General features: G+C 60.8%; 26 protein-coding genes. 15 read left to right on the top strand and 11 right to left on the bottom strand.

Going from position 1 to position 26,550, the window contains the following annotated elements:
* Positions 1–29 precede the first annotated feature (29 nt).
* Positions 30–665: a pseudouridine synthase gene (locus tag AC3Y64_RS24450; protein ID WP_489985531.1), complete on the top strand. Its 636-nt coding sequence runs from the start codon at positions 30–32 to the stop codon at positions 663–665.
* Here AC3Y64_RS24450 and AC3Y64_RS24445 read toward each other — a convergent pair.
* Positions 660–869, bottom strand: a complete 210-nt coding sequence (locus AC3Y64_RS24445) for a DUF2788 domain-containing protein (protein ID WP_122592715.1) — start codon at positions 867–869, stop codon at positions 660–662. The two genes, AC3Y64_RS24450 and AC3Y64_RS24445, sit on opposite strands and share 6 nt — an antisense overlap.
* Positions 870–1,078: 209 nt before the next feature.
* Positions 1,079–1,558 carry an Lrp/AsnC family transcriptional regulator gene (locus AC3Y64_RS24440; RefSeq protein WP_008081091.1) on the bottom strand — a complete coding sequence of 160 codons (480 nt, stop codon included), beginning with the start codon at positions 1,556–1,558 and terminating at the stop codon, positions 1,079–1,081.
* Positions 1,559–2,009: 451 nt separating this feature from the next.
* Here AC3Y64_RS24440 and AC3Y64_RS24435 point away from each other — a divergent pair, with 451 nt between their 5' ends.
* Positions 2,010–3,062, top strand: coding sequence for a DUF6515 family protein (locus tag AC3Y64_RS24435; RefSeq protein WP_489985530.1), 1,053 nt, complete (start codon positions 2,010–2,012; stop codon positions 3,060–3,062).
* Between the two features lie 27 nt (positions 3,063–3,089).
* Here the strand turns inward: AC3Y64_RS24435 and AC3Y64_RS24430 are convergent, their stop codons facing one another.
* Together AC3Y64_RS24430 and AC3Y64_RS24425 are read right to left on the bottom strand one after the other, a co-directional pair.
* Positions 3,090–3,998 (bottom strand): cation diffusion facilitator family transporter, encoded by a 909-nt coding sequence (locus tag AC3Y64_RS24430; protein ID WP_489985529.1) that lies wholly within the window; start codon positions 3,996–3,998, stop codon positions 3,090–3,092.
* A gap of 12 nt (positions 3,999–4,010) precedes the next feature.
* Positions 4,011–4,430: a hypothetical protein gene (locus AC3Y64_RS24425; protein ID WP_008081098.1), complete on the bottom strand. Its 420-nt coding sequence runs from the start codon at positions 4,428–4,430 to the stop codon at positions 4,011–4,013.
* Positions 4,431–4,540: 110 nt separating this feature from the next.
* Here AC3Y64_RS24425 and hrpB point away from each other — a divergent pair, with 110 nt between their 5' ends.
* Positions 4,541–7,060 carry an ATP-dependent helicase HrpB gene (hrpB, locus tag AC3Y64_RS24420; protein WP_489985528.1) on the top strand — a complete coding sequence of 840 codons (2,520 nt, stop codon included), beginning with the start codon at positions 4,541–4,543 and terminating at the stop codon, positions 7,058–7,060.
* 112 nt (positions 7,061–7,172) lie between these two features.
* Here hrpB and AC3Y64_RS24415 read toward each other — a convergent pair whose 3' ends face one another.
* The gene (locus tag AC3Y64_RS24415; RefSeq protein WP_489985527.1) at positions 7,173–8,087 is read right to left on the bottom strand and encodes a LysR family transcriptional regulator; all 915 of its coding nucleotides are present in this window, start codon (positions 8,085–8,087) and stop codon (positions 7,173–7,175) included.
* 221 nt (positions 8,088–8,308) lie between these two features.
* On the opposite strand from AC3Y64_RS24415, the gene AC3Y64_RS24410 reads away from it, so the two are divergent.
* The 4 genes from AC3Y64_RS24410 to AC3Y64_RS24395 all read left to right on the top strand — a co-directional run bounded on the left by AC3Y64_RS24410 (position 8,309) and on the right by AC3Y64_RS24395 (position 12,925).
* Positions 8,309–9,799 carry an aldehyde dehydrogenase gene (locus tag AC3Y64_RS24410; RefSeq protein ID WP_489985526.1) on the top strand — a complete coding sequence of 497 codons (1,491 nt, stop codon included), beginning with the start codon at positions 8,309–8,311 and terminating at the stop codon, positions 9,797–9,799.
* Positions 9,800–10,300: 501 nt separating this feature from the next.
* Complete coding sequence (locus AC3Y64_RS24405; RefSeq protein WP_489985525.1) at positions 10,301–11,287, top strand: ABC transporter substrate-binding protein; 987 nt, start codon at positions 10,301–10,303, stop codon at positions 11,285–11,287.
* Positions 11,288–11,297: 10 nt separating this feature from the next.
* The gene (locus AC3Y64_RS24400) at positions 11,298–12,101 is read left to right on the top strand and encodes an ABC transporter permease (RefSeq protein WP_489985524.1); all 804 of its coding nucleotides are present in this window, start codon (positions 11,298–11,300) and stop codon (positions 12,099–12,101) included.
* The gene (locus AC3Y64_RS24395) at positions 12,089–12,925 is read left to right on the top strand and encodes an ABC transporter ATP-binding protein (RefSeq protein ID WP_489985523.1); all 837 of its coding nucleotides are present in this window, start codon (positions 12,089–12,091) and stop codon (positions 12,923–12,925) included. The genes AC3Y64_RS24400 and AC3Y64_RS24395 overlap by 13 nt, the downstream gene beginning before the upstream one ends.
* Positions 12,926–13,067: 142 nt before the next feature.
* Here AC3Y64_RS24395 and AC3Y64_RS24390 read toward each other — a convergent pair whose 3' ends face one another.
* Both AC3Y64_RS24390 and AC3Y64_RS24385 read right to left on the bottom strand, forming a co-directional pair.
* Positions 13,068–14,147, bottom strand: coding sequence for an endonuclease/exonuclease/phosphatase family protein (locus AC3Y64_RS24390; protein WP_489985522.1), 1,080 nt, complete (start codon positions 14,145–14,147; stop codon positions 13,068–13,070).
* A gap of 75 nt (positions 14,148–14,222) precedes the next feature.
* Positions 14,223–14,897: a YciC family protein gene (locus AC3Y64_RS24385; RefSeq protein WP_489985521.1), complete on the bottom strand. Its 675-nt coding sequence runs from the start codon at positions 14,895–14,897 to the stop codon at positions 14,223–14,225.
* A 178-nt stretch (positions 14,898–15,075) separates the two neighbouring features.
* On the opposite strand from AC3Y64_RS24385, the gene AC3Y64_RS24380 reads away from it, so the two are divergent.
* From AC3Y64_RS24380 to rhlE1, 5 genes are all read left to right on the top strand, one after another.
* Positions 15,076–15,834, top strand: coding sequence for a DUF2076 domain-containing protein (locus AC3Y64_RS24380; RefSeq protein ID WP_489985520.1), 759 nt, complete (start codon positions 15,076–15,078; stop codon positions 15,832–15,834).
* Positions 15,835–15,972: 138 nt separating this feature from the next.
* Positions 15,973–16,452, top strand: coding sequence for a LabA-like NYN domain-containing protein (locus AC3Y64_RS24375; RefSeq protein WP_016986151.1), 480 nt, complete (start codon positions 15,973–15,975; stop codon positions 16,450–16,452).
* A 22-nt stretch (positions 16,453–16,474) separates the two neighbouring features.
* Entirely contained in the window at positions 16,475–17,080 is a 606-nt protein-coding gene (locus AC3Y64_RS24370) for a 3'-5' exonuclease (RefSeq protein WP_489985519.1), read from the top strand.
* 233 nt (positions 17,081–17,313) lie between these two features.
* Positions 17,314–18,249: a drug/metabolite exporter YedA gene (yedA, locus tag AC3Y64_RS24365; protein ID WP_489985518.1), complete on the top strand. Its 936-nt coding sequence runs from the start codon at positions 17,314–17,316 to the stop codon at positions 18,247–18,249.
* A 52-nt stretch (positions 18,250–18,301) separates the two neighbouring features.
* Positions 18,302–19,639 carry an RNA helicase RhlE1 gene (rhlE1, locus tag AC3Y64_RS24360; RefSeq protein WP_007909704.1) on the top strand — a complete coding sequence of 446 codons (1,338 nt, stop codon included), beginning with the start codon at positions 18,302–18,304 and terminating at the stop codon, positions 19,637–19,639.
* Positions 19,640–19,734: 95 nt separating this feature from the next.
* Here rhlE1 and AC3Y64_RS24355 read toward each other — a convergent pair whose 3' ends face one another.
* Complete coding sequence (locus AC3Y64_RS24355; RefSeq protein WP_489985517.1) at positions 19,735–20,973, bottom strand: TIGR03862 family flavoprotein; 1,239 nt, start codon at positions 20,971–20,973, stop codon at positions 19,735–19,737.
* A gap of 282 nt (positions 20,974–21,255) precedes the next feature.
* Complete coding sequence (locus tag AC3Y64_RS24350; RefSeq protein ID WP_489985516.1) at positions 21,256–22,176, bottom strand: histone deacetylase family protein; 921 nt, start codon at positions 22,174–22,176, stop codon at positions 21,256–21,258.
* A gap of 82 nt (positions 22,177–22,258) precedes the next feature.
* Between AC3Y64_RS24350 and AC3Y64_RS24345 the strand changes: the two genes are divergently transcribed.
* The 3 genes from AC3Y64_RS24345 (at position 22,259) to AC3Y64_RS24335 (ending at position 24,399) form a co-directional block, all read left to right on the top strand.
* Positions 22,259–22,828: a GNAT family N-acetyltransferase gene (locus AC3Y64_RS24345; protein WP_158960110.1), complete on the top strand. Its 570-nt coding sequence runs from the start codon at positions 22,259–22,261 to the stop codon at positions 22,826–22,828.
* A 111-nt stretch (positions 22,829–22,939) separates the two neighbouring features.
* Complete coding sequence (gene tesB, locus AC3Y64_RS24340; RefSeq protein ID WP_003228466.1) at positions 22,940–23,809, top strand: acyl-CoA thioesterase II; 870 nt, start codon at positions 22,940–22,942, stop codon at positions 23,807–23,809.
* On the top strand, positions 23,806–24,399 hold the full coding sequence (locus AC3Y64_RS24335) for an HAD family hydrolase (RefSeq protein WP_489985515.1): 594 nt from the start codon (positions 23,806–23,808) through the stop codon (positions 24,397–24,399). The genes tesB and AC3Y64_RS24335 overlap by 4 nt, the downstream gene beginning before the upstream one ends.
* A 139-nt stretch (positions 24,400–24,538) precedes the next feature.
* Here AC3Y64_RS24335 and AC3Y64_RS24330 read toward each other — a convergent pair whose 3' ends face one another.
* Complete coding sequence (locus AC3Y64_RS24330) at positions 24,539–25,489, bottom strand: alpha/beta fold hydrolase (protein ID WP_489985514.1); 951 nt, start codon at positions 25,487–25,489, stop codon at positions 24,539–24,541.
* A complete protein-coding gene (gene ypfJ, locus AC3Y64_RS24325) occupies positions 25,490–26,380 on the bottom strand; it encodes a KPN_02809 family neutral zinc metallopeptidase (RefSeq protein ID WP_489985513.1) in 891 nt (296 codons plus the stop codon).
* Positions 26,381–26,550 lie beyond the last annotated feature (170 nt).

Here is a 26,550-nt window from a genome sequence, read left to right as displayed (position 1 = left end):
AGCCCCGACCGTTAGATGTTCTTTTCGCCATGTCCCGTCCCCCGCGTCCACCTTCCCGCCGCCCAGGCGTGAAGCCTCAGTCCTCTTCGCCACGCCGTGTTGCCAAGGCACCCCCGGCCGAGCCGAAGCTGATTCTGTTCAACAAACCTTTCGATGTGCTGACGCAATTCAGCGACGGCGAAGGGCGGGCGACGCTCAAGGATTACATTGATGTGCCTGGCATTTATCCGGCCGGACGTCTTGATCGCGACAGCGAAGGTTTGTTGCTGCTGACCAATGATGGACAGTTGCAGGCGCGCATCGCTGATCCGAAGCACAAACTGGCGAAGACCTACTGGGTACAAGTTGAGGGCGTGCCGACGGGCGAGCAGTTGCAGCGGCTGCGTGATGGCGTCGAGCTGAATGACGGCATGACCTTGCCCGCTGAAGCGCGGCAACTGGATGAGCCCGAGTTGTGGCCGCGCAATCCGCCGGTACGCTTTCGCGCGACCATACCGACTTCATGGCTGGAACTGGTGATTCGCGAAGGGCGCAACCGTCAGGTGCGGCGCATGACGGCGGCCGTCGGGCTGCCGACGTTGCGGCTGGTGCGGGTCAGGATTGGAGACTGGACGATCGACGGGCTCGATCAGGGCCAGTGGAAGGAAGTGCCGGCGCGCTTATAAAGTGCCGGACTCGATCAGGGCGATCACCACGCTCTTGATGATGAACGCGGCCACGCCCAAGCCCAGCACGAAGAACAGAATGAACGAGCCAAAGCGCCCGGCCTTGGACTTCTTCGCCAGATCCCAGACGATGAAACCCATGAAAATGATCAGGATGCTGACCAGACCGGTCATCATCCACTCTTCAAATACGGCTGGATCCATTGGGTTTCTCCGGCATGGGCGCGGCTAAAAGGGCGCGGCGAGTATACGCCAAGGGCTGAGGGTGGGGCATTGACCTGCGTCGGTGTGCCGCGGTTATTGGTCTGCAACCCTCATCCCAATGTAGGAGCTGCCGAAGGCTGCGATCTTTTGATCTTTTTAAAGCAAGATCAAAAGATCGCAGCCTTCGGCAGCTCCTACAGGGGGCGGTATCAGTTGCGCAGGTGGGTGAGGGGCAGTTCGGTACTGTTGAGCACCTGATTCAGCACAAAACTCGACCGAACGCTGGTCACGCCTTCAATCCGGGTGAGATGCCCCAGCAACAGCTTCTGATAGTGATCCATGTCTGGCACCACCACTTTCAACTGGTAATCGGCATCCACACCGGTCACCAGACTGCACTCCAGCACCTGCGGCAGCGTGCGAATCGCCGCTTCGAAATTCTCGAAACGCTCTGGCGTGTGGCGGTCCATGCCGATCAGCACATACGCCGTCAGGCTCAGCCCGAGCATCTTGCGATCGAGCAAAGCGACCTGGCGCGAGATATAACCGTCGTCTTCCAATTGCTTGACCCGGCGCGAGCACGGGGAGGGCGACAGACCGATGCGCTCGGCCAACTCCTGGTTGGAGATGCGGGCGTCGCGCTGCAATTCCGCCAAAATACTCAGGTCGTAACGGTCGAGTTTGCTCATCAGTCTGTCCTTGGTTGTAACTATTGCGGCGGATTATCTATCCAGGGTTAAAAATTGCGCAAGTGGTGTTTATTTCAGCAATCTTCGCAATCATCTGTCGCGGCCTCAGGCCTATTCTTATCACCAGAATCACTGCTCGGTAACACAGTCCACGCGGCCCGCCCTATCCGGCCTGCCGCGGCCGCCACCCCCACCGGGGTTGTGCCGGCCCCCGAGCTGCACACTGTCCAGAAGACGGCGTGAGGTGAGCCGACGTCAAAAGCGTCGAGCCAGGACGAAGTTCTCTAGAAGGGAGGCCGACGGGTCTCCCTTTTTTCTTGCCTGCGATTTCATGCCGGGCGCTCAATAAATAAGTTGCGCGACTGATAACCTGTTGCAGAACCCGGTGTGTGTATTCCCGGTCTTAGTGAAAAGTCCTCTTACATTTACAGGCCCCGCAGTGAGAAAAAGCATGAAGTCGCGCATTTGGCGTCTGGCCGGTGTTGGTTTGCTGTGTGTGAGCGTCAGCGCGCAAGCGCTTGCCGACGAGCCGCAGAATCGAGGGCCGGATGGCGGTGGCCGCGGCCCGGATCATCAGGGCAATAATCAGGGGCATGGCGGCGGCAATAATCAGCCGCGCCCGCAGAATAATCAGCCGCAGCAGAATCAGCCACGTCCGCAAAACAACGACATCATTCGTGGCGACAACAGTCGTCAGTTCGAGCACAACGGCAACAATAATGGCCAATGGCAGAACCGCGATCAGAATCGCCCGGCGTACAACCCCAACCCGGTGCGCCAGCCGCCACCGCCGCCGCAACTGCCGGCCAACAGCCTGCCGATCCAGCCTCGACCCGACGCCGTGCGCCAGACTCAGGAGCCGCGTCAGGGTTACTACCGCGATGAGCGTCCGCAGAACGGCTACAACAACCAGCACTGGCAAACCAACAATCGACCTAACGACAATCGTTGGCCGGGACGCCCGGACGGGCACGGCAATGGCTGGGGTCCGGGCCCGCAATATCGGCCGGGGCATGTGATCGACCGCTTCCCGGATCGCGACTATCGCGTGCCGTATCGCGGCCAGGATTACTTCTATTCCGGCGGCTACTGGTATCGCCCCCAAGGCCCGCGCTACATCGTCGTGCAGCCGCCACGCGGGATTCGCACCCAGTACCTGCCGGACTACGCCCGTGAAGTGTGGATCGGGGGTTCGCTGCTGTTTCTCGCCGCCGGTTCCTATTACGCCTATCAGGAAGCGACCCAGGATTACGTGGTCGTCGAGCCGCCGGTGCAGCAACAACCGCAGCCGCAATCCCAGGGTTATGACGTCGAAGCGTATCCGGCCAACGGCCAGTCGCCGGAGCAAGTGCAGCAGGACGGTTACCAGTGCTACCAGTACGCCGTGCAGCAAAGCGGTTTCGACCCGCGCACCGCGACCTATCAACCGGCGCCCGAAGTGGTTCAGGCGTACCGTCAGGCTCAGGGCAATTGCCTGAGCAGTCGCGGTTATCAGGTCAGATAGAAGCAGCTGCGAGTTGCAAGTTTCGAGCTACAAGTTTGAAGCTTGCGGCTCGCGGCTTGTAGCTGCTTTTATCGGGTCGGCGTGCACCAGCACTTCGGCGCGCGGGTAGGCTTGGTGGATGGCATCGGCGGCTTGATCGCTGATGCCGTGGGCCACTGACAGCGTCAACTCTCCCGGCAATTCCAGGTGCAACTGCACGAACCAGTGGTTGCCGGAGATCCGCGTGCGCAAGTCATGCGCGCCCAACACCCCCGGCACGCTGCAGGCCAGTTCGAGCATGTGCTGACTGACGTCCGCCGGCAGTTCTTCATCCATCAACACCGAAAAACTTTCCCGGGCGATCTGGATTGCACTCCACAGAATGTACGCAGCAATCCCCAGACCGAACCACGCATCCAGTTGATCGAAGCCGAACCCGGCCAAGATCAGCGCAATCAGAATGCTGCCGTTGAGCAACATGTCCGAGCGATAGTGCAGCGAATCCGCGCGCACGGCGTTGGAGCCGGTTTGCCTGATCACCCGATGCTGCAACACCAGCAACGCCGCCGTCAGCACCAGCGAGAACACGATCACACCGATGCTAAGCCACGGCGCGCCCAGCGGTTGCGGATCATGCAGTCGCTCGTACGCCTGGAACGCGATCAACAGCGCACTGCCACCAATGAACAACGCTTGCGCCATGCCGGCCAGGGATTCCGCTTTGCCGTGGCCATAGCGATGATCGTCATCCGCCGGGCGCAGCGCGTAATGCACTGCCAGCAGATTGAGCATCGAGGTGATGCCATCCAGCGCCGAGTCGGTGAGGCCGGCGAGCATGCTCACCGAACCGCTCAGCCACCAGGCGATGGCTTTGGCGACGATCAGCGTGCAGGCGACCGCCACCGAGGCGCGGGTCGCCAGCCGTAGCAGGCGAGCGTGTTCGGGGCTGGATGTCATTGAACTTCCTTTTTAGGCGGCAGGTTGCAGGCCGAACATGGCCAGTTGCTGGGTGCTGCCCTTGTGTTGAATCAGGCGCGGATCATCCAGTGGGAAATCCTTGCCCAGCTCGCTTTCGAGAATAGCCTGCAGCTTGTGATTATCGACCTGACCGTCCGGGCCGATGGCTTGCTTGAGCTTGGCCGGATCGATCTGCGCGGTGTGGCCCGGTTCGAAGTAGATCGCGCCAGTGGCGAAGTCGACGGCAAACGCGATCAGGCCGGGGATGATGTAGAACAGCAGGCCCACGGCATCCAGCACGGCAATCGCCGGGTCGACTTTGCCGTCGATCTGACCGCGACGGTCCGGGTAGAAAATCGAACCGCACGCCGTGATTTGCGTGAGCAGGGTGGCGACCAGTACACCGCCGATCAGGCGAAAAGGTAAGCGCATGGGAAAATCTCCTGATTGATCTAAGAACGAAGCGTCGTCGTGTGAAGTTAAGACCCTGACGAACGCCTTGCAGTTCGCCGTTATACTCGGCCCTCTGTTTGGGAGCCAGCATGAATTCTTTGCCGATCGACGATGTTTTACCCGCCCTGCGTGAAGCCCTCGCGACACGCCACGAAGCGGTGCTCGAAGCACCGCCCGGCGCCGGTAAAACCACGCGCGTGCCCTTGGCCTTGCTCAATGAAACCTGGCTGGCCGGGCAGACCATTCTGATGCTTGAACCGCGCCGTCTGGCCGCGCGTGCGGCGGCGGAACGTCTGGCCAGCGAGCTGGGTGAGAAGGTCGGTGAAACCGTCGGTTATCGCATCCGCCTCGACAGCAAGGTCGGCCCCAACACACGTATCGAAGTGGTCACCGAAGGCATTCTCACCCGGCGCTTGCAGGACGACCCGGCGCTGGAAGGCGTGGGTCTGCTGATCTTCGATGAATTCCATGAACGCAGCCTCGACGCCGATCTGGCGCTGGCTTTAAGTCTGAACGGTCGCGAGCTGTTTCGAGCTGAACAGCCGCTGAAGATTCTGCTGATGTCGGCCACGCTCGAAGGCGAACGTCTGGCCGGGTTGCTCGACGACGCACCGATCCTGCGCAGCGAAGGGCGGATGTATCCGGTGACGATGCGCTGGGGCCGACCGTTTCAGCCCGGCGAATACATTGATCAGCGGGTCACGCAAACCGTGCTCGAAGCGCTGCACGATGAAACCGGCAGCGTCTTGGTGTTCCTGCCGGGTCAGGCGGAAATCCGTCGCGTCCATCAACAACTGGCCGATGCGATTGGTGAACGTAGCGACGTGTTGCTCTGCCCGTTGCACGGCGAACTCGACCTCAATGCGCAACGCACGGCGATCGATCCGGCGCCGGCCGGTCAGCGCAAAGTGGTGCTGGCGACCAACATCGCCGAGACCAGTCTGACCATCAACGGCGTGCGCGTGGTAATCGACGCCGGTCTGGCGCGGGTGCCGCGTTTCGATCCCGGCAGCGGCATGACGCGTCTAGATACTCAGCGGATTTCCAAGGCCAGCGCCACCCAGCGCGCGGGCCGGGCAGGGCGACTGGAGCCGGGTGTTTGTTATCGCTTGTGGTCGCAGGATCAGCACGAACAACTCGCCGCTTATGGCAGTGCGGAAATTCTTTCGGCGGATCTCGCCAGCCTCGCGCTGCAACTGGGGCGCTGGGGCGTGACGCCGGGCGAACTGGTCTGGCTGGATGTTCCGCCAGCGGCGGCTTATGCCCAGGCGCAGGATTTGTTGCAGCGACTTGGCGCGCTGGAAGGCGAGGCGCTGACGACTCACGGTCAGGCCATGGCTGAATTGCCGGCGCATCCGCGCATCGGTCATTTATTGCTGCGAGGTCAGGCGCTGGGCTTGGCGAACATGGCGTGCGACGTCGCTGCGTTGCTCGGCGAGCGCGATATCTTGCGTGGCGCCGGGGCGGATTTGCACAGTCGGCTGGTGCTGCTGTCCGGTGAAGAACGCGCCGCCCGTGGTGCGCAGGGCGGGGTGCAACGCGCCCGGCAATTGGCGCGGCAATATCGCGGATATTTGCGCGGCAAGGCCAGCGAGCCGGTCAGCGATCCCGATCATCCGCGCTGGCTCGGTGCCTTGCTGGCACTGGCGTATCCGGATCGTGTCGCGCAACAGCGGCGTGCTGGCGGCGCGGAATATCGTCTGGCCAACGGTCGCGCGGCGCTGTTCGCCGAAGCCGACAGCTTGATGAAAGAGCCGTGGATCGTCATCGCCGACCTCGGCAGCCGTCAGGGCCAGCGTGAAGAGCGAATTTATCTGGCGGCGGATTTCGATCCGGCGCTGTTCGATTCGGTGCTCGCCGAACAGGTGCGCAACGTCGATCAACTCGACTGGGATGAGCGCGAAGGCGTGCTGCGCGCCGAGCGTCAGCGCAAGGTCGGCGAGCTGATTCTCAGCCGCGAGCCGTTGACCGGTCTCGACGAAAATGCGCGCAGTCAGGCGCTGGTCAATCTGGTGCGACGCAAAGGTCTGGAGCTGTTGCCGTGGACGCCGGAACTGCGTCAGTGGCAGGCGCGGGTGGCGCTGTTGCGACAGCTTGATCTGACTAATCAGAACGACAGTCAGTGGCCGGACGTCAGCGATGCAACGTTGCTCAGCACCCTCGAAGATTGGCTGATGCCCTATCTGGGGAAGGTCTCGCGGCTCAGTCACTTTGCCAATCTGGATCTGTCGAGCATCGTCCGTAATCTGCTGCCGTGGCCGCTGCCGCAGAAGCTCGATGAGCTGGCGCCGCATCATCTGAGCGTGCCGTCGGGGTCGTCGATCCGCCTCGATTACAGCGAGTTTCCGCCGATTCTTGCGGTGCGTTTGCAGGAACTGTTCGGGCTGGCCGATACGCCACGAATCGCCGGTGGGCGGCAGGTGGTCAAGTTGCATCTGCTGTCGCCAGCGCGGCGGCCGGTGCAGGTGACGCAGGATCTGGCCAACTTCTGGCGCAGCACCTATGCCGAGGTGAAGAAGGATTTGAAGGGACGGTATCCGAAGCATTACTGGCCGGATGATCCATTGGTGGCCGAGGCTACTGCGCGGGCTAAACCGCGCGGTACGTGAAGGTCAAAAGATCGCAGCCTTCGGCAGCTCCTACAGTAGATCGGAGGCGCAGCGTTATCTTATGGCCGACTCCAATCCTGTAGGAGCTGCCGAAGGCTGCGATCTTTGGCTGTCAAGGGTGTGTCTTTGCGGTTAATTGCTCGCGGCAATAATCGGCGAACAACTGCGCCGGTTTGGTCAATTGCCCGCGCTTGAGCCACGCCGCCACCAGGCCTGAACCGGTGACGTCTTCAACGATGTCCACGCACACGACTTTCTTGCCGTCGTAGGTGCATTCCGAATGCGGTTTGGTCACCAGAATCGAAAAGCCGAACCCTTGGCCGACCATCCCGCGGACCATCTCGATCGACGGCGAGCTGAATTCGATACGCGGGGTCAGGCCCAGCTCTTCAAACAGGCTGACAAAGTAAGTCCGGCTCGGCTGCACATCGAGCAGAATCATCGGATCCAGGCACAAATCCCTTAGCGAAACCTGCTTGTACTGGGCGAAACGGTGATCCGCCGGCAACAGCGCATATGGCCGTTGCGCCGGCATCAGTGGCTCAGTCTGAATCGTCGCGTCGAGTTCGTGTTCATAGAGGATGACCAGATCAAACGTGCCCGACGTCAGCCCTTGCACGAGCTCTTGCTGTTCACCATCGCGGATGCGGATTTTCACCCCCGGATACAGCGCCGAGAACCCCGCGATCAACTGCGGCAAATACAACGGCGCGACCGTTTCGAAACAACCAATGTCGATTTGCCCGGCGACCACGTCGTTGTCAGCCAGCGCGTTCTGTTCGAACTCCTTGGCCATGCGCAGCAGTTCTTGAGCCTTGCGGAAAAAACGCGCACCGCTGGGTGTCAGTGACACACCTTGGGCGTGATGACGGATCAGTAGTTGCACGCCGAAGCTGTCTTCCAGGCCTTTGATCGCGGTGGAGATCGCCGGTTGCGCGATGTACAGCTTGCGCGAGGCTTCGGCAACGCTGCCGCATTCGACGGTGGTGATGAAGTATTTCAGCTGACGCAAATTGTAGGCGGCCACGGCAAACCTCAGGACGAGCGGACTCGACTTCAAAGCAATTTGTGCGCCGCCACGTCCGTTGCACGACGATGTTTTTATCCACCAACCATAGCCACCTGCGCAGTATTTGGGGGAAGTCCTTGCCCAGTGTTTTTATTGCCTGCGAAGACATTTTTACTATTTTTAGCCCGTGCGGGCCTGAGCGACCATCGATTCACAATAACGTCTCAGGAGCATCCGTCGTGTTCGAGCTTGCAGAGTGGCAGCGCCGCGCCGTTGCATTGAAGTTTCCCGATCAAGCCGTGATCGACGGCCAACACTGCGCCGCGCAATCGGGGCAGACCTTCGCTGCGATCAACCCGGCGACCGGGCAATGTCTGGCCAACGTCGCCGCGTGTGGCGAGGCGGATGTCGACGTCGCCGTGCGTAACGCGCGACAGGTATTCGAGGCGGGCATCTGGTCGCAACGCGCACCTGCCGAACGCAAGCAAGTGCTGCTGCGCCTGGCCGATCTGTTGATGACCCATCGCGAAGAACTGGCCTTGCTTGATTCGCTGAACATGGGCAAACCGGTGATGGACGCCTACAACATCGACGTGCCCGGCGCTGCCGGCGTGTTCCGTTGGTACGCCGAAGCGATCGACAAGCTCTACGATCAAGTCGCGCCGAGTGCGCCGAATGTACTGGCGACGATTACTCGCGAAGCGCTCGGTGTGGTTGCGGCGGTGGTGCCGTGGAATTTTCCGTTGGACATGGCTGCGTGGAAGCTCGCGCCAGCGCTGGCGGCAGGCAACTCAGTGATCCTCAAACCCGCCGAGCAGTCACCGTTTTCGGCGTTGCGTCTGGCCGAGCTGGCGCTAGAGGCAGGGCTGCCGCCGGGTGTGCTGAACGTATTGCCGGGGCTTGGCGAACAAACGGGCAAGGCGTTGGGTTTGCATGCGGATGTCGATTGTCTGGTGTTCACCGGCTCGACCCAGGTCGGCAAATATTTCATGGAATATTCCGCGCAGTCGAACCTCAAGCAGGTGTGGCTGGAATGCGGCGGCAAGAGCGCCAATCTGGTGTTCGCCGATTGCCAGGATCTGGATCTGGCAGCGGAAAAAGCCGCGTTCGGGATCTTCTTCAATCAGGGCGAAGTTTGCTCGGCCAACTCGCGGTTGCTGGTGGAGCGTTCGATTCATGATGAGTTTGTTGAACGGCTGAAAGCGCAGGCTGAACGCTGGTTGCCGGGCGATCCGCTGGATCCGCAGAGCAGCGCGGGGGCGATTGTTGATAGCCAGCAGACGGCGAGCATCATGGGTTTTATCCGCAGTGCCGAGCAGTCGGGCGCTACGCGGGTTTGTGGCGGGCAGCGGCGGCGAATTAATGGGTCGGACAATTTTATTGAGCCGACGATTTTTACCGGTGTGACAGCCGATATGCCGCTGTTTCGCGAAGAGGTATTTGGCCCGGTATTGGCGGTAGTGCCGTTCGACAGCGAGGAAGAGGCGGTAAGGCTGGCCAATGACAGCGTATACGGACTGGCGGCCTCGCTGTGGACCGATGACCTCAACCGCGCGCATCGCGTGGCGCGGCAGTTGCGTGCGGGTACGGTGTCGGTGAACACCGTTGATGCACTGGATGTGACCGTGCCGTTTGGCGGTGGCAAGCAATCGGGGTTTGGTCGCGATCTGTCGCTGCATTCGTTCGACAAATACACCCAACTGAAAACCACCTGGTTCCAGTTGCGCTGAGACCGAGTCGCCCCCATCGCTGGCAAGCCAGCTCCCACAGGTTCAGCGGTGTTCACACCCGAGATCATTGTAGGAGTGAGCCTGCTCGCGATAGCGGTGGGTCTGTCAACAAATTATCGACTTACCTGACGCCATCGCGAGCAGGCTCACTCCTACAGGTTCAGTGGCGTCTATAAATCCAGGGTTCGCTCGAGATCATTGTGGGAGCTGGCTTGCCAGCGATGGCATTCTCCCAGCCAACAAAAATCCCCGATCTGCACCCTCCTTGAGCATCCCCGCCAACCACGCCCCTTGGCAGTGCGCACTACCCAGTTTTTTCATCATTTGCAGCCAACAATTTCCTGATTTTCCTCACCGCGCACATGGGCCACCATCGATCTTGCCCGCCAGCCGAATGTTGTCCGCCCAAGCGTCCGCGAGAGACCAACGGCCGCAACTGCACAACGGCCGGCGACCGTACTGCCCATGACAAAACTAAATCAACAGCGTCGGGAGTGCTCCATGATCAAGTCCTTGTGTCTCCGTCTCACTCATCCTCTGGCAATCACCGCTCTGGCCGCCACGGTCGCGACCAGCGCCCAGGCCGGCACCCTGTCCATCGGTCATACCACGTGGGTCGGCTACGGCACCCTCTATCTGGCTCAGGATCTGGGCTACTTCAAGGAAAATGGCCTGCACGTCGAATTGCCGGTGGTTGAAGAGGCGTCGATGTACATGGCCGCGCAGGCGTCCGGGCAATTGTCCGGCTCGGCGTCGACCATCGATGAAGTGCTCAAATATCGCCCGCAGTTCTGCTTCAAAGCGGTCGCGGCGCTGGATGACAGCCACGGCGGCGACGGCGTACTGGTCGGCAAAGACGTGAAGAGCCTGCAGGAACTGAAGGGCAAATCCGTGGCGGTCAACGAAGGTTCGACCTCACAGTTCTGGCTCTCGTACCTGCTGAAGAAAAACGGCATGAGCATGAGCGACATCACCGTGCAGAACATGACCGCTGACGATGCCGCCACCGCGTTCATCGCCGGTCGCGTGCCCGCCGCCGTGACCTGGGAACCGCACCTGTCGATGGTCCGCGACAAGCAGCAAGGCAAAGTGCTGATCGACAGCAGCAGCACCCCCGGCGTGATCGTCGACGTGGTCGCGCTCAATTGCAGCGTCATCGAGAAACAACCGGAAGACGTCAAGGCACTGGTCGCCGGTTTGTACAAAGCCGTGCAATACACCAAGGATCATCCGGAAGACGCCTACAAAATCATGGCCAAAGGCGTCGGCGGTTACCTCTCCGATCCGAAGGAACTGGCCGCCGCCGCGCAAGGCGTGCGTTTCTACGATCAGGCGATGAGCGAGAAACTGCTGGGCTCACCGGGCAAACCGGGCGACAGCGCGCCGCTGATCAAACTGGCCAACGAAACCGCCAGCGAACTGCAGGGCAAACCGTACAACGTCAGCAACGACGATCTGGTCGACAACCGTTTCGTCAGCCCGCTCTAGGAGGCCTGCAATGTTCAAGCGCAATTCGTGGCTGAGCCGCAGCCTCACGCCGAAAACCGCGTTGCCAGTGCCAGTGGTGTGGAGTGCCAGCGCGCTGGCCTGGGTGTTGTTGGTCGGCCTGTGGGCCGGGCTTTCCTATGGCGGCATCGTCCCGGGCATGTTCCTGCCGACACCCGGCGCGGTGCTTGAAGCCGCCGTGCGCTTGAGCCGCGACGGCACGCTCGGCACCCATGTGTGGGCGAGTGTCGAAGTGGTGATGGTCGGCTTCATTGTCTCGTCGCTGGTGGCGGTGCCGTTGGGGTTGCTGATGGGCAGCTTCCGCATCGTCCAGGCATTCCTTGAGCCGCTGGTGAACTTCATTCGTTATCTGCCGGTGACCTCGTTCGTGCCGCTGTTCATCTTGTGGATCGGCATCGGTCTGGAGCAGCGCGTGTCGGTGATTATCTTCGGCGTGTTCTTCCAGCAATTGGTGATGATCGCCGACGTGTCGAAAGGCATTTCCAAGGACCTGATCAACGCTTCCTACACCTTGGGCTCCAGCCGCCGCGATGCGGTGTTGCATGTAATCGCGCCGGCCTCGGTGCCGGGCGTGCTCGACACCTTGCGCGTGACCATGGGCTGGGCCTGGACGTATCTGGTGGTGGCCGAACTGGTCGCCGCGTCCAGCGGTCTGGGTTACCTGAGCCTGAAAGCCATGCGCGGTTTTCAGGTCGACGTGATTTTCCTCGCCATCGCGATCATCGGCCTGCTCGGTCTGGTCACCGATCAACTGTTCCGTTTTTTTCGACTGAGGGTTGCCGCATGGGCTCAGTGACTGCTGCCAATCATCGTTTCATCGAACCTGTCGTCACCCCGGCACAAGCCGCGCCACGCTTGCAGGTGGACAAGGTCAGCCTGCGTTACAAGAAGCCTGACGGCGGCACGTTTACTGCGCTGGAAGAGGTCTCGTTCGAAGTGCCGGATCAGCAGTTTGCCGTGCTGGTCGGGCCATCGGGTTGCGGCAAATCGAGTCTGTTGTACCTGACTGCCGGTCTGGCTGAACCGACTTCCGGCGAGATCTACGTCGGCGGCCAGCAAGTGCAGGGGCCGGGCGCCGATCGCGGCATGGTCTTTCAGAGTTACACGCTGTTCCCGTGGCTGACGGTGCGGCAGAACGTCGAGTTCGGCCTCAAGCGGCGAGGCATGCCGGCGGCGCGGCGCAAGGAAATTGTCGATTACTACGTCAACGAAGTCGGCCTCGCCGGGTTCGCCGACAACTACGCCAAGCAACTGTCGGGCGGAATGATGCAGCGTGTGGCGATTGCCCGGGCGCTGGCCAATGATCCGCAGATTCTGCTGATGGATGAACCGTTCGGCGCGTTGGACAGCCAGACACGCTTGCAGATGCAGCAGTTGTTGCTGCGGGTCTGGGGCAACAGCAAGAAGACCGTGTTGTTCGTCACCCATGACATCGACGAAGCCATTCTGCTCGGCGACCGGGTCTATGTGATGGGCGCCAGACCGGGGCGGATCAAACAGATTCTCGACGTACCGATCGAACGCCCGCGCTCACTCGATATGGTGATGGAACGCTCGTTCATCGACATGAAACGGCAAATCTTCGGGCTGCTGCATGATGACCTGGAAGAAGTCCATTGATCGAATGGCCACCACTAATCCCTGTGGGAGCTGGCTTGCCAGCGATGAGGCCAGCACAGTCGATATCAATATTGACTGATCCACCGCTATCGCTGGCAAGCCAGCTCCCACAGGGATCTCTGGTATTCAGAAGATTGGTGATCTAAGGGGCAGCGGGAAGCAGGAACCGCGCAATCACCGGCAAGTGATCGGAAATCCGCAACGTATCGTCCTGGCGCACCAGCGCTTCAACCCGTTTGATTTTCGGGCTGTAGAACAGGTAATCGACCGTGCGATCCGGGCCATTGAGGCCTGGATCGTTGGGGTAGTGGGTTAGCCACTGCGCGCGGTCGATGCCGCTGGCTTCGTTGTTTGTGGGAATCATCGGGTACTTGTCCCAGAGCAGGTGCAGTTCGCCGTCGGCGGAGTAGGGCGTGCGCTGTTCGGCCGGCAGGCGACGATATTGACCCAGCGGCAGCAGATTGAAGTCACCACCGATCAACCACGGCAGGCCCTGACTTTCATACTTGTCGAGCACCTTGGTCACTGCGTTCAATTGCGCCTGCAGGGTGCCATCCGGCTGGCTGGCGCGTTCCAGATGGGTATTGAATACGGTCAGTTGCCCGCCATCGCTGAGCGGCAGTTTGGTCGCCAGCAACGCATCTTTGGGCTGAAACTGACGGCTGATGAAATTGCCCGGCGCCACTGGCAATTGCAGGCGTTCGGCATGTTCGATGCGGTAGCGGCTGAGGGTCGCCAGTTGTCGACCGACGCTGCCGAAAATATGCGGTTGCGGGACAAAATCGGCTTTCCAGTCGAATGCACTGGCGCTGCACGGATACAGGTCGGCGACGCGTTCCTGCAACAGCTTGAGCTGATCCTGATAATCACTGGCCTTGGCGCCGGCATCCAGTTCCTGCAACAGCACCAGGTCAGGCTGCTCATCGCGAATCACTCGTGCCACTTCGTCGAGGCTGAACGCCATGTCTTCCTGCGTCGGCGCTTCATCGTCGCCCAGCGCCAGGTCATTCCAGAACACATAGCGCTTGCCGGCGAGGAACTGCACGTTCCAGGTCATGACTTTCAGTGCCTGCCCGGGCACCAGCGTCGGCGGATTACCGCTGCAGCTGACCGGCAGGGTTTCGCGGGCGTCAGGGCGCCAGGTCAGGCTGAAGATCAACCCGCCGATCACGATGATGGCGAGCACAACGAGCAACAGGGTGTAGCGCAGTAGACGGGTCATGGCTCGGCTTATAGCGTTACAGAAAGTGGCCCCGAGCATACCTGAGCGCGGTCGCCGTACCCAAGTGCGGCGCTGTCAGACCGCTCCGTCACGTTTGTCAGGCGATTCGCTGATCAACATGAACAGGCGAAACAGCACCACGCTGGTGAACAGTTGCAGGAAGCTGTGGGCGCTGTCGATCAGCACGGCGATCACTGGATTCTGCGGCTCCGGATACACCGCCAGCGTTGCGCCTTTGAGCAACCACAACGGCGTCATCACACAGAGAATGCACAGCAGGATCCGCCAGAAATGCCCACGGGTCAGGCGCAGGCTTTCCTTCATCGCCTGCAACGGGCCGAGGCCGCGCAGCACCAGCAGGTATTCGCCGAACGCGAGCATCACCATCAGTATCAGGCCGGGCAGGAAATACAGTGACAGGCCGAGCAGGATCAGCAAGGTATTGAGCGCGGTGAGCAGGGCGAAACGCGGCCACAGGCGTGCCGACATCGCCAGCAGATCAAGGGTGCGCGGGGCTTCGCCACGGGTGCGGGCGTCGAGAAACAGGATCAGGGCAGCGGTGTACAGCGGATAAACCAGCAGGCCGACGACCACGCTGACCGAGGAAAAACTGTCCGGGTCGGTGTTGTGATCGACCAGTTGCAGCAGCAGCGCTTCGAAGACCACCAGCGGCAGGCACAGCTGCACGATGCTGGCCAGATGGCGTTTGAAAAAATACAAAGAGTCGCGCAGTACTTCGAAGGCATTCATCAGTCGGTATCGCAGGTCGAAAACAGTGGCTCACTTTAACCGATGATGTGCGCGGCGACACAAACGTAAACATTCGGTAAAGGTCGTTGAAACATCCGGTCACCGTCTCCATTACCCGAGAGCACCTTGTCCACTGTGGGCGAGGGCAATGTTTCCCCCGGCAATCTACGAGGTCGCCATGAACAGCGAAGAGCAAACCCTGATCGATGGACTGTTTTCCCGGCTGCAACAAGCCGAAACGGAGGCAGCCCCGCGTGACGCCCAGGCCGAGACGCGGATCAAGGAACACCTGACGCGCCAACCGGCGGCAGGTTATTTCATGACCCAGGCGATTCTGGTGCAAGAGGCAGCGCTCAAGAGCCTCGACGAGCAGAACAAGCAACTGACCCAGCAAGTCCAGCGTTTACAGGCTGAGCTGCAATCGGCCAAGGCCCAGAGCGCCGCACCAGCGTCGAGCGGTGGTGGCGGGTTCCTCTCCAGCATCTTTGGCGGCAGCCCGCGTCCGGCGCCGACCCAGAGTGCCGCTCCAGCGTCGACTGGCGGCTGGCGCGAACCGGCGCCGCAACAGAATTTCAGCAATCCCGCGCCACAACAGAATTTCGGCGCCGCCCCACCAAACTATGCGCAACAAGCGGCCCCGGCGGCCGGCGGCAGTTTCCTCGGCGGCGCCTTGAAAACCGCCGCTGGTGTGGCTGGTGGCGTGATGCTGGCACAGGGCATCAGCAGCCTGTTTCATCACAACCAGCAGCCGGAAGAAATCGTCGAGGTGATAAAGGAAGAACCGGCACAGGTCGCCGACCAGAGCAACAACGGTTGGGGCGATGACCAGCGTGTGGCGGACAACGGCTACTCTGGCAATGACCAGAGTGGTTTTACCGACACCGACTACAGCGATGACAACTCATCGTTCTTCGATGACGACGATTCCTTCGTTTGACTCACCATTCGTCCGGAGCCCTTGAGGGCTTCGGGCCGATTATTCGCGGAACCTTCCTTCGGACTGGCATACTGAGCGCCTTTTTCGGGCCCCGTGCCCGATCCCGCTTCGAGCGCTTGCGCGCCCACAGGAACTCCGGTGAAAAAAATCGCAGTGTTCGCCGACGTGCAGAACCTCTACTACACCGTGCGTCAGGCCTATGGTTGCCACTTCAACTACGCCGCACTGTGGGCGGACATCAGCAAGGACGGGCAGATCGTCGAGGCCTACGCCTATGCGATCGACCGTGGCGACAGCAAGCAGCAGCAGTTCCAGCAGATCCTGCGCAACCTCGGCTTCACCGTGAAGCTCAAACCGTACATCCAGCGCAGCGATGGCTCGGCGAAGGGCGACTGGGACGTGGGTATTACCCTCGACATCATGGACGCCGCCGACCACGTCGACGAAGTCGTCCTGGCCTCCGGTGACGGTGATTTCGACATGCTGCTCGAACGCATCATCAGCAAACACGGCGTGCAAGCGGTCGCCTATGGCGTGCCCGGCCTGACTGCCAACTCGCTGATCCGCGCCGCCAGCCGTTACGTGCCGATTGAAGGCGCGCTGTTGCTCAAGAATTGATTTGAACGGAGTTGAACCCGGTTTGGAACGCATTGCAGTCATCGACTTTGAAACCACCGGCCTCTCGCCGAACAGCAGCTGCCGCGCCACGGAAATCGCCGTGGTCATGCTGGAAAACGGCCGCATCGTCGAGCGTTACCAGAGCCTGATGAACGCCGGCGTCCGCGTCCCTGCGTTCATCGAACAACTGACCGGCATCAGCAACGCCATGCTGCGCACCGCACCGCCGGCCGAGCAGGTGATGAACGAGGTCAACGAGTTTGTCGGCTGCACGCCGCTGGTGGCGCACAACGCCTCGTTCGACCAGAAGTTCTGGGACTTTGAACTGGGCCGCATCAAGCGCACGCGGTTGCAGAACTTTGCCTGCTCGCTGCTGCTGGCCCGACGCTTGATGCCGGCAGCGCCGAACCACAAACTCGGCACCCTCACCACCTTCGCGCGCCTGCCGCACACCGGCCAGGCTCACCGGGCCATGGCCGATGCCGAAATGGCGGCCAACCTGATGGCGCATCTGGCTGATGAGTTGCGGCACAAGCACGGCGTAAGCGATCTATCGCATGACCTGCTGTGCAAACTGCAGAAAGTGCCTGCCGCAAAAGTCAGCGAACATCTTCAGCGCTATCGCTGATCCCGAGACCACCACAGAACCCCTGTGGGAGCCAGCCTGCTGGCGATAGCGGTGTGTCATTCAACCTCTCTGTTGGCTGACTCACCGCCATCGCCAGCAGGGCTGGCTCCCACATGGGTTCAGCGCTGATTTCTCAAAAGTGTACCGGCGCGATAAACGGGTTTTGTAACTTATTTTCGCCTGCCAGCCTTTCTAGAATACCCAATCCCAAGACTCTGACTGTTGAGCCACTCATGCCTGCCTTGCGCCGTTTTTCCTTGCCGCTGATCGCCGCGTTTTTTGCGTTGTATGTGATTTGGGGATCGACCTATCTGGTGATCCGCCTCGGCATCGAATACTGGCCGCCGTTGATGCTCGGTGGTGTGCGCTTTGTGATTGCCGGCACGTTGATGTACGCGTTCCTGCGCTGGCGCGGGGCGCCGGCGCCGACTTGGGCGCAGTGGAAAGCGGCGGGGATCATCGGGATTTTGCTGCTCAGTTTCGGTAATGGCGCGGTGAGTGTGGCCGAGCACACGGGCGTGGCTTCTGGTGTGGCGGCATTGGCGGTGGCGACGGTGCCACTGTTCACTTTGCTGTTTGGTTATTTCTGGGGCGCGCGCAATACGCGTCTGGAATGGGCGGGTGTGGCATTGGGGATTGTCGGCATCGCCATGCTCAACATGGGTTCCAATCTGCAGTCGAGTCCGCTGGGCGCGGCATTGCTGATCTTCGCGGCGGCGACCTGGGCGTTCGGCTCGGTATGGAGCAGACATTTGCCGTTGCCTCAGGGCGCGATGGCCAGTGCGGTGGAAATGCTGGTCGGCGGGGTTGTCCTGCTGATCGGCAGTGCGGCGAGTGGCGAACGCCTGCAAGCCGTGCCGCCGATGGAAGGCTGGCTGGCGCTGGCTTATCTGATTTTCTTCGGCTCGATCATCGCGTTCAATTCGTACATGTACCTGCTCAAGCACGTGCGTCCGGCGGCGGCGACCAGTTATGCCTACGTCAACCCGGCGGTGGCAGTGTTACTGGGGATCGTGTTTGTCGGCGAGTCCATCGGCATCGAAGAAGCGCTGGCGATGCTGGTGATCATCAGCGCCGTGGTGTTGATTGGCTTGCCGCAGTGGCGTCGGCCGGCACAGCCGCCAGTCGTGGCGCCGACCGCCGTTCCCACAGAAACGCGTACGAATTAGGGTAAACTGCGCGGCATTGCATGCCTGCGTTATTTTTTCCTACGGTACTTCCATGACTTTCGCCACCCTTGGCCTGATCGAACCCTTGCTGCGCTCCCTCGAGAAGCTCGGCTACCAGACCCCGACGCCGGTTCAGGCGCAAGCCATTCCGGCCGTGCTGGCCGGTCGTGACCTGATGGCAGCGGCCCAGACCGGCACCGGCAAGACCGCCGGTTTCGCCTTGCCGCTGTTGCAGTTGCTGGCCATGGAAGGGCCGAAAGTCGCCGCCAACTCGGTGCGCGCACTGATTCTGGTGCCGACCCGCGAACTGGCCGAACAGGTTCACGAAGCCGTGCGCCAATACGCCGAGAACCTGCCGCTGCGCACTTATGCGGTGTACGGCGGTGTCAGCATCAACCCGCAAATGATGAAGCTGCGCGGCGGTGTTGATCTGCTGGTCGCAACCCCGGGCCGTCTGCTCGACCTGTTCCGCCAGAAGGCGCTGAAATTCAATCAGCTGCAAACCCTGGTGCTCGACGAAGCCGATCGCATGCTCGATCTGGGTTTCTCCGAGGAGCTGTCGAACATCTATCGCGCACTGCCGAAGAAACGTCAGACGCTGCTGTTCTCCGCGACTTTCTCCGATGACATCCGCTTGCTCGCCGGGCAAATGCTCGACGATCCTTTGACCGTCGAAGTCAGCCCGCGCAACGTTGCCGCCAACACCGTCAAGCAGTGGATTGTCACGGTCGACAAGAAGCGCAAGGCCGAACTGTTCGTGCACCTGATGCGCAAGAACAAGTGGAAGCAGGTGCTGGTGTTCGCCAAGACTCGCAACGGTGTCGATGCTCTGGTGGAAAAACTTCAGGGCCTCGGTGTGAATGCCGACGGTATCCACGGCGACAAACCACAGGCCACCCGTCAGCGTGCGCTGGATCGTTTCAAGCTCAGTGAAGTGCAGATTCTGGTCGCGACCGACGTGGCGGCTCGTGGTCTGGATATCGAAGATTTGCCGCTGGTGATCAACTTCGATCTGCCGATTGTGGCGGAAGATTACATCCACCGTATCGGTCGTACTGGCCGTGCGGGCGCGACCGGTGAGGCGATCTCGCTGGTGTGTGCGGATGAAGTGAACATGTTGTCGGCGATCGAAATGCTGACGCGCCAGACGCTGAAGCGTCAGAACGAGCCGGACTTCGAACCAGAGCACCGCGTGCCGGACACCGATGCCAGCGGTCAGGTGATCAAGAAGCCGAAGAAACCGAAGAAGCCAAAAGCTTCGGGTGGTGGCGGCAAGCGCAATCTGGGCAAGTGGGTCGACAGCGGCGAGACGCAGGCGCCGGAGCCTTCGGTCAAGCCTGTGCGTAAAGTGCCGGTGTTTAACACTGGGCCGCGCAAGCGCAAGCCGTAACGCCTGTAGGAGCTGCGGCACGCTGCGATCTTTTGATCTTGATTGCCGAAGATCAAAGGATCGCAGCCTCGTTTCACTCGTCAGCTCCTACCGGGTTAGGGCTGTTTGAGCCATTGCAGTATCCCCAGCCCTGCCGCCCGCCCGCTGGCAAAACATCCCGTCAGCAAATAGCCGCCCGTCGGCGCTTCCCAATCCAGCATCTCGCCCGCGCAGAACACCCCCGGCAACGCCTTGAGCATCAAACGCTCATCCATCGCCTCGAACGTCACGCCGCCAGCGCTGCTGATCGCTTCGTCCAATGGTCGGGTTTTCACCAGTGTCAGCGGTAGCGCTTTGATCGCCTGGGCCAACAGCGCTGGGTCGGCGAAAGTTGCAGCGTCAGTGAGTTCACGCAACAACGCCGCTTTCACCCCATCAATCCCCACCTGACTGTGCAGATGCTTGGCCATCGAACGCGAACCGCGTGGCTTGCTCAACGCCGCCTGCAATTTATCCACAGGCCGGCCGGGCAGCAGATCGATGTGAATAACCGCCGCGCCATATTGGTTGATCGCCTCACGAATCGGCGCCGACAGCGCATAAATCAGACTGCCTTCGATCCCGGTCGCGGTGATCACGCATTCGCCCAAGCGCGGAACGTCATCGTTCAATCCGATGGCGATATTTTTCAGCGGCGCGCCGGCGAATTTGCTCACCATCAATTCGCTCCAGGCCTGCACCTCGAAGCCACAATTACTCGGCTGCAACGGCGCCAGTCCTACACCGCGCTGCTCCAGTGGCAGCATCCACGCGCCGTCGGAACCGAGGCGCGACCAACTGCCACCGCCGAGGGCGAGCAGGGTAGCGTCGGCGTTGACGGTGATCTCACCTTCCGGGCTGTCGATGCGCAGCGCACCGTGTTCATCCCAGCCGAGCCAGCGATGGCGGGTGTGGATAACTACGCCGCTATCGCGCAGACGCTTGAGCCAGGCGCGCAGGAGCGGCGCGGCTTTCATATCAGTAGGAAAAACCCGGCCAGAGCTGCCGACAAAGGTTTCGATTCCGAGGTCATGAATCCATGCGCACAACGCGTCGGCGTCAAAACCTCGTAGCAGCGGGGAGATTTGCGGTGCGCGTTCGGCGTAGCGGGAGAGGAACGCCGGGTACGCTTCGGAATGGGTAATGTTCATCCCGCCGACACCGGCGAGCAAGAACTTGCGGCCCACCGAGGGCATGCCGTCGTACAGGTCGACGCGGATTCCGGCCTGGCTCAGCACTTCAGCGGCCATCAGGCCGGCAGGGCCACCGCCGATGATGGCGACGTGAGCGGGGGAGGAGGCGGAGTTCTGGGTCATGGGCATGCGCTGCGGTATGGCGGGATAAGGCGCGCATTCTAACAGCCGAGATCCTTTGTAGGAGTGAGCCTGCTCGCGATAGCGGTGTGTCAGCCAAGTTAATGTTGAAGGTGCTGACGCTATCGCGAGCAGGCTCACTCCTACAGGGATTTGAGGTGGCCTTGAGCTGTTGGTTGAAAAATGATCAGTGCGCTGCAGGCCAAGAGCGGTATGGCCTACAGTCCCTTTCACTCAGGTTATCCACAGGCAGTTCCACAGCGATTGTGGGTAACGCAGCACAACTCAGCGACAACCGTGTGACTGCCAGACCCGTTGCGCACTGTGGTGGAGGATGCCGTGGCGGCGGGCGAGGGCGTGGCGATCCTTGCTGTAGCCGCCGCCGATCACGCCCATCACCGGAATATCGCGGCCCAGGCAATGGCGCATCACACTTTCATCGCGGGCGGCGACGCCTTCGTCGGTCAACTGGAGATAACCGAGGGCGTCGTCCTTGTGCACGTCGACACCGGCGTCATACAGCACCAGATCCGGTTGATACAGCGGCAGCAGGTAGTTGAGCGTGTCGTCGACCACCTTCAAATAATCGCCATCGCCCATGCCTTTGGGCAGCGGAATGTCCCAGTCGCTTTCCGCTTTACGTGCAGGAAAATTCTTCTCGCAGTGCAGGGAAACAGTAATCGCCTCGGGCGTGTCATGGAGAATCCGCGCCGTGCCGTCGCCCTGATGCACATCGCAATCGAAGATCAGCACACGATTGACCCGACCACTTTGCAGCAGGTAATGGCTGATGATCGCCAGGTCATTGAAGATGCAGAAGCCCGCCGGATAGTCGTAATGCGCATGATGGGTGCCGCCGGCCAAGTGGCAGGCCAGGCCATGCTCCAGGGCTTTCTCGGCGGCCAGAATCGAACCGCCGACCGCACGCACCGTGCGCCGAGCCAAGGCTTCGTTCCACGGCAGGCCGAGACGCCGCTGGTCTTCGCGGGACAACTCGCCGCTCATGTAGCGTTCGATATACGCACGGTCATGGGCGAGGGCGAGGATGTCGTTTGGGCAGATCTCGGGCCGCAGCAGGTCGGCATCGCGGGTCAGACCGCTGTCGACCAGGTGATCGCGCAGCAAACGAAACTTGTCCATCGGGAAGCGGTGATCCGCCGGAAACTCGGGGCTGTAGTCTTCGTGGTAGATCAGCGGCAGTGGCATGGCGATTTCATGTGGGAACGTAGGAAAGAGTGAAGGATCCTACCAGCGATGTAGACTTGCGGCATGGAAACGGAGGGGCATGATGGAGCCGATACTGGAACTCGAAAGCGCACGCTTGCTGATGCGTCAATGGCAGGACGAAGATTTGCCGGCATTTGCGGCGATGTGCGCCGATCCGCAGGTGATGCGCTATTTTCCGGCGCCGCTGAGTCGACTGGAAAGTGCATCGATGATTGGTCGCGTGCGCGGTCATTTTGCCGAGCACGGTTTCGGCTTGTGGGCGCTGGAGCGCAAGGACAGCGGTGAGTTCATCGGTTTCACCGGGCTCGGCGTGGTCGGCTTTGATGCGCCATTCACGCCGGCGGTGGAAATCGGCTGGCGTCTGGCCAAGGAACATTGGGGCTTGGGCTATGCCAGTGAGGCGGCGTGGACCGCTCTGCGTTGCGGCTTTGACCGGTTGGCCCTGAAGGAAATCGTCTCCTTCACCGCGCAAGCCAATCTGCCCTCGGAGAAAGTCATGCAGGCGATCGGCATGCATCACGCGCCAGAGGACGATTTCGATCACCCCAAGCTCGCCGCTGCCGACCCGTTGAGCCGGCACCTGCTGTACCGCATCACCCGGGAACAATGGCTGCAAACCTTGCATGGCTAAGCCGACACGGACGTTTACAATGGCCGCCATATCATTGGCCCGCGCCAGAATCTGAATCGGCCGCCGCAGCCAAGACTGCGCGGCATATAGCGTTGTGTGAGGAGAGTCTGAATGAGCCAAGTGTTGGAAGATCTGGTCGACCTGCTGACCCTGGAACCGATCGAAGAGAACCTGTTCCGTGGCCGTAGCCAGGATCTGGGCTTCCGTCAGTTGTTCGGTGGTCAGGTGCTCGGTCAGTCGCTGTCGGCGGCCAGTCAGACGGTTGAAGAAGCGCGCCATGTGCATTCGATGCATGGCTATTTTTTGCGTCCGGGCGACGCCAAGTTGCCGGTGGTCTATTCGGTTGATCGCGTGCGCGATGGCGGCAGTTTCAGCACTCGCCGGGTGACGGCGATCCAGAAGGGCCATCCGATTTTCACCTGCAGTGCTTCGTTCCAGTACGACGAAGCCGGTTTCGAACATCAGAGCCAGATGCCTGTGGTGGTCGGTCCGGAAAACCTGCCCTCGGAACTGGAACTCACCCAGCAACGCGCGCACCTGATCCCCGAGCACATGCGCGAAAAACTGCTGTGTCCGAAACCGATCGAAGTACGCCCGGTCACCGAAAAAGACCCGTACAACCCGCAACCGGCGGATCCGGTGAAATACGTGTGGTTCCGTGCCGACGGCGCCTTGGCCGATATCCCGGCGCTGCACAAATACCTGCTGGCCTACGCCTCGGACTTCGGTCTGCTGACCACCTCGATGCTGCCCCACGGCAAATCGGTGTGGCAGAAAGACATGCAGGTCGCCAGCCTCGATCACGCATTGTGGTTCCACAACGATCTGCGCGCCGATGACTGGTTGCTCTACGCGATGGACAGCCCGTGGGCCGGCAATTCCCGTGGATTCTCCCGTGGCAGTGTGTACAACCGTGCCGGGCAACTGGTTGCTTCGGTCACCCAGGAAGGCTTGATTCGTCATCGCAAGGATTGGGCATGAGCCTCAGCGATGTGAAGCACTGGGTGTTCGACATGGACGGCACGCTGACCGTCGCTGTGCATGACTTTGCGGCGATTCGCGTGGCGCTGGCGATTCCGCCGGAGGACGACATCCTGACCCATCTCGCGGCGTTACCCGCAGATGAAGCCGCAGCGAAACATGCCTGGTTGCTTGAGCATGAGCGCGATCTGGCGCTGGGTTCGACCCCGGCGACCGGGGCGGTGGAACTGGTGCGTGATCTGCACGCGCGCGGCTATCGCCTCGGCATCCTCACCCGCAATGCGCGGGAGTTGGCGCATGTGACGCTGGAGGCGATTGGTCTGGCTGACTGCTTTGCCGTCGAAGACGTTTTGGGGCGCGACGAAGCGCCACCCAAACCGCATCCGGGTGGATTGTTGAAGTTGGCAGAGGCTTGGGATGTGCCGGCCAGCGAGATGGTGATGGTCGGTGATTACCGCTTTGATCTGGATTGCGGGCGTGCGGCGGGGGCGCGGACGGTGTTGGTGAATTTGCCGGATAACCCGTGGCCGGAGCTGACCGATTGGCATGCGAAGGATTGTGTCGAGTTGCGCAAGATGTTGTTTACCTGACATTTCGGTTGTTTGATATGGCCTCATCGCTGGCAAGCCAGCTCCCACAGGGATTTTCAGTGGATGCAAAATGTGTGCGACACAACCCACTGTGGGAGCTGGCTTGCCAGCGATGGCGGCAGATCATTCAATACAGGACTTATTCGAACAACGCCTTCTGCCCCTCCGGCGAGGTCAACATGCCGTCGCCGTTATGCCCAACCCCGGGCACTTCAACCAGCCGCTGATTCACCCCTTCCGGATGCCGACGCAGCAAATAACCGAAATACAACTTCCCGCGCTCCAAACGATACGCACCTTGCGCCTCGGCTTCGCAACCCTTGTCCAGCGCCGGATGCTGTGGATCGATGTCTTGCTGCCCGAGCAGATAAATCATCTCGCGTTTGACGTAGCTGCTCTCAAGCTGCAGCGGCGTTTGCCCACCGGCGTACACCGGCATGTCTGCCAGACCGTACTTCCAGCGATTGAAGCCCAGGCACTTGGCGTGATCAAACGCCACCGGTCGCTGTTCATTGAAGTAGGCATACGAGGAAGGATTGGCCACCACGTAGCGCAAGCGAATGCCGTTGGCCTTCAGCGCCGGCTGATCCTTGGCAAGCAGGGCATAGCGCTGCACCACCTGGCCGCCGCCAGAGTGACCGAAAATCACGATCTGTTTCACATCGGGAAACTGTTTGCGATCACTTATTCGCGCAACGATTTCGTCGAGCGCCGCGTAGGAACTCAACGGATTCGGCCCTGTGGATAACCCACCGCCCATCCATTCGTTGCCTTGCCAGCGCAGCAACGTGGCGGGCAATGAATACAGGGCGACATCGCTTTCATTGAGAAACTGCGGCGCAATCACCAGCGTATGTGCGGACTGTCCCGCCAGTTCCGTCGCGCTCTCGGCGCTTTTGCGATAGGTCTCGGCGTTGCGCAGTCGGCCATGAATGACAATTAGCACACGCTCGATTTTCTCTGGTGCCGGGCCGATGCCGACCGCCATTTCCCCGGCCTTGAGTTGCAGGCGACCGGGGCTGATTGCGTCGACGCCGGCGGCTTGCGCGGTGCTGCCAATGATCAGTAAAGCCAGAAGCCATTTATGCATTTACAGGTTTTTCGCCGCGAAGGTGTCGCACTGGCCGACCTGGCCCTGCGCGAATCCGGTTTTGAACCAGCGCACCCTTTGCGCTGACGTACCGTGGGTAAACGAGTCCGGTACCACACGGCCCTGACCCTGTTGTTGCAAGCGGTCATCACCGATGGCGTTGGCCGCGTTCAAGGCTTCTTCGATGTCGCCCGGTTCCAGCCAGTTCAGGCGCTTCTGCGCGCTGTAGGCCCAGACACCGGCCAGGCAATCGGCCTGCAATTCCTGACGCACCAGCAAACCGCCGGCACCTTCCATCTGCCGACCTTGCTGGCGGGCTGTCTGAATTTTCGCTGAGACGCCGAGAAGCGTCTGCACATGGTGTCCGACTTCGTGTGCGATCACGTAGGCCTGGGCGAAATCGCCGGCAGCCTTGAAGCGTTGCGACATTTCCTGAAAGAACGCCATGTCCAGATAGACTTTCTGGTCCGCCGGGCAATAGAACGGGCCGGTGGCCGATGTTGCCAGACCACAGGCGGAATTCACCCGATTGCTGAACAGCACCAACGTCGGATCCTTATATTGGCGCCCGGCCTGCTGGAAAATCGCGCCCCAGGTGTCCTCGGTATCGCCGAGGATCGAACGGACGAATTCGGCTTGCTCATCATTGGCCGGCGGCGCCTGGCGGGTTTGCGAGGTGGGCGCCGCTTGCTGTGTGGATTGCCCGGCGAGCTGGCCGAGGATCTGCATTGGATCCTGCCCGGTGATCCAGCCGATGCCGACGATCAGCAGGATCGCCCCCAGACTCAGACCTTTGCCGCCACCGAAGCGCATGCCTCCGCCGCCACCGCCGGCATCATCACCACGGGCATCGACGACGTTGTCACTGCGTCGGCCTTTTTTCCATAGCATGTGGGAATCCTCTGTTTGTATCGGGTGAATAGCACGTGGTGATGAGTGTTGCTGCTGTGTGAGTGTGGCGCCAGTCCGGTCGTCCGTCTATTGGCCACACGCAAACAGGCCCGGCCTCGTGCTGACGAGGTCGGGCCTGTTATTGACGATGGGCAGGCCTGTGAATTCAA

The organism is Pseudomonas sp. 4CAES_32.4 (assembly GCF_058136335.1).
Note: the sequence above shows the minus strand (reverse complement) of the source record. Positions and strands in the feature narration are given on the sequence as shown.

Bases quoted from the DNA above. Each gene is read 5' to 3' on its own strand.
- hrpB (WP_489985528.1), top strand. From the start codon at position 4,541: ATGAATTCTTTGCCGATCGACGATGTTTTACCCGCCCTGCGTGAAGCC.
- AC3Y64_RS24380 (WP_489985520.1), top strand. From the start codon at position 15,076: ATGAACAGCGAAGAGCAAACCCTGATCGATGGACTGTTTTCCCGGCTG.
- AC3Y64_RS24425 (WP_008081098.1), bottom strand. From the start codon at position 4,430: ATGCGCTTACCTTTTCGCCTGATCGGCGGTGTACTGGTCGCCACCCTG.
- AC3Y64_RS24335 (WP_489985515.1), top strand. From the start codon at position 23,806: ATGAGCCTCAGCGATGTGAAGCACTGGGTGTTCGACATGGACGGCACG.
- ypfJ (WP_489985513.1), bottom strand. From the start codon at position 26,380: ATGCTATGGAAAAAAGGCCGACGCAGTGACAACGTCGTCGATGCCCGT.
- AC3Y64_RS24355 (WP_489985517.1), bottom strand. From the start codon at position 20,973: ATGACCCAGAACTCCGCCTCCTCCCCCGCTCACGTCGCCATCATCGGC.
- AC3Y64_RS24400 (WP_489985524.1), top strand. From the start codon at position 11,298: ATGTTCAAGCGCAATTCGTGGCTGAGCCGCAGCCTCACGCCGAAAACC.
- AC3Y64_RS24395 (WP_489985523.1), top strand. From the start codon at position 12,089: ATGGGCTCAGTGACTGCTGCCAATCATCGTTTCATCGAACCTGTCGTC.
- AC3Y64_RS24450 (WP_489985531.1), top strand. From the start codon at position 30: ATGTCCCGTCCCCCGCGTCCACCTTCCCGCCGCCCAGGCGTGAAGCCT.
- AC3Y64_RS24430 (WP_489985529.1), bottom strand. From the start codon at position 3,998: ATGACATCCAGCCCCGAACACGCTCGCCTGCTACGGCTGGCGACCCGC.
- AC3Y64_RS24440 (WP_008081091.1), bottom strand. From the start codon at position 1,558: ATGAGCAAACTCGACCGTTACGACCTGAGTATTTTGGCGGAATTGCAG.
- AC3Y64_RS24350 (WP_489985516.1), bottom strand. From the start codon at position 22,176: ATGCCACTGCCGCTGATCTACCACGAAGACTACAGCCCCGAGTTTCCG.
- yedA (WP_489985518.1), top strand. From the start codon at position 17,314: ATGCCTGCCTTGCGCCGTTTTTCCTTGCCGCTGATCGCCGCGTTTTTT.
- AC3Y64_RS24330 (WP_489985514.1), bottom strand. From the start codon at position 25,489: ATGCATAAATGGCTTCTGGCTTTACTGATCATTGGCAGCACCGCGCAA.
- tesB (WP_003228466.1), top strand. From the start codon at position 22,940: ATGAGCCAAGTGTTGGAAGATCTGGTCGACCTGCTGACCCTGGAACCG.
- AC3Y64_RS24385 (WP_489985521.1), bottom strand. From the start codon at position 14,897: ATGAATGCCTTCGAAGTACTGCGCGACTCTTTGTATTTTTTCAAACGC.
- AC3Y64_RS24445 (WP_122592715.1), bottom strand. From the start codon at position 869: ATGGATCCAGCCGTATTTGAAGAGTGGATGATGACCGGTCTGGTCAGC.
- AC3Y64_RS24435 (WP_489985530.1), top strand. From the start codon at position 2,010: ATGAAGTCGCGCATTTGGCGTCTGGCCGGTGTTGGTTTGCTGTGTGTG.
- AC3Y64_RS24405 (WP_489985525.1), top strand. From the start codon at position 10,301: ATGATCAAGTCCTTGTGTCTCCGTCTCACTCATCCTCTGGCAATCACC.
- rhlE1 (WP_007909704.1), top strand. From the start codon at position 18,302: ATGACTTTCGCCACCCTTGGCCTGATCGAACCCTTGCTGCGCTCCCTC.
- AC3Y64_RS24345 (WP_158960110.1), top strand. From the start codon at position 22,259: ATGGAGCCGATACTGGAACTCGAAAGCGCACGCTTGCTGATGCGTCAA.
- AC3Y64_RS24390 (WP_489985522.1), bottom strand. From the start codon at position 14,147: ATGACCCGTCTACTGCGCTACACCCTGTTGCTCGTTGTGCTCGCCATC.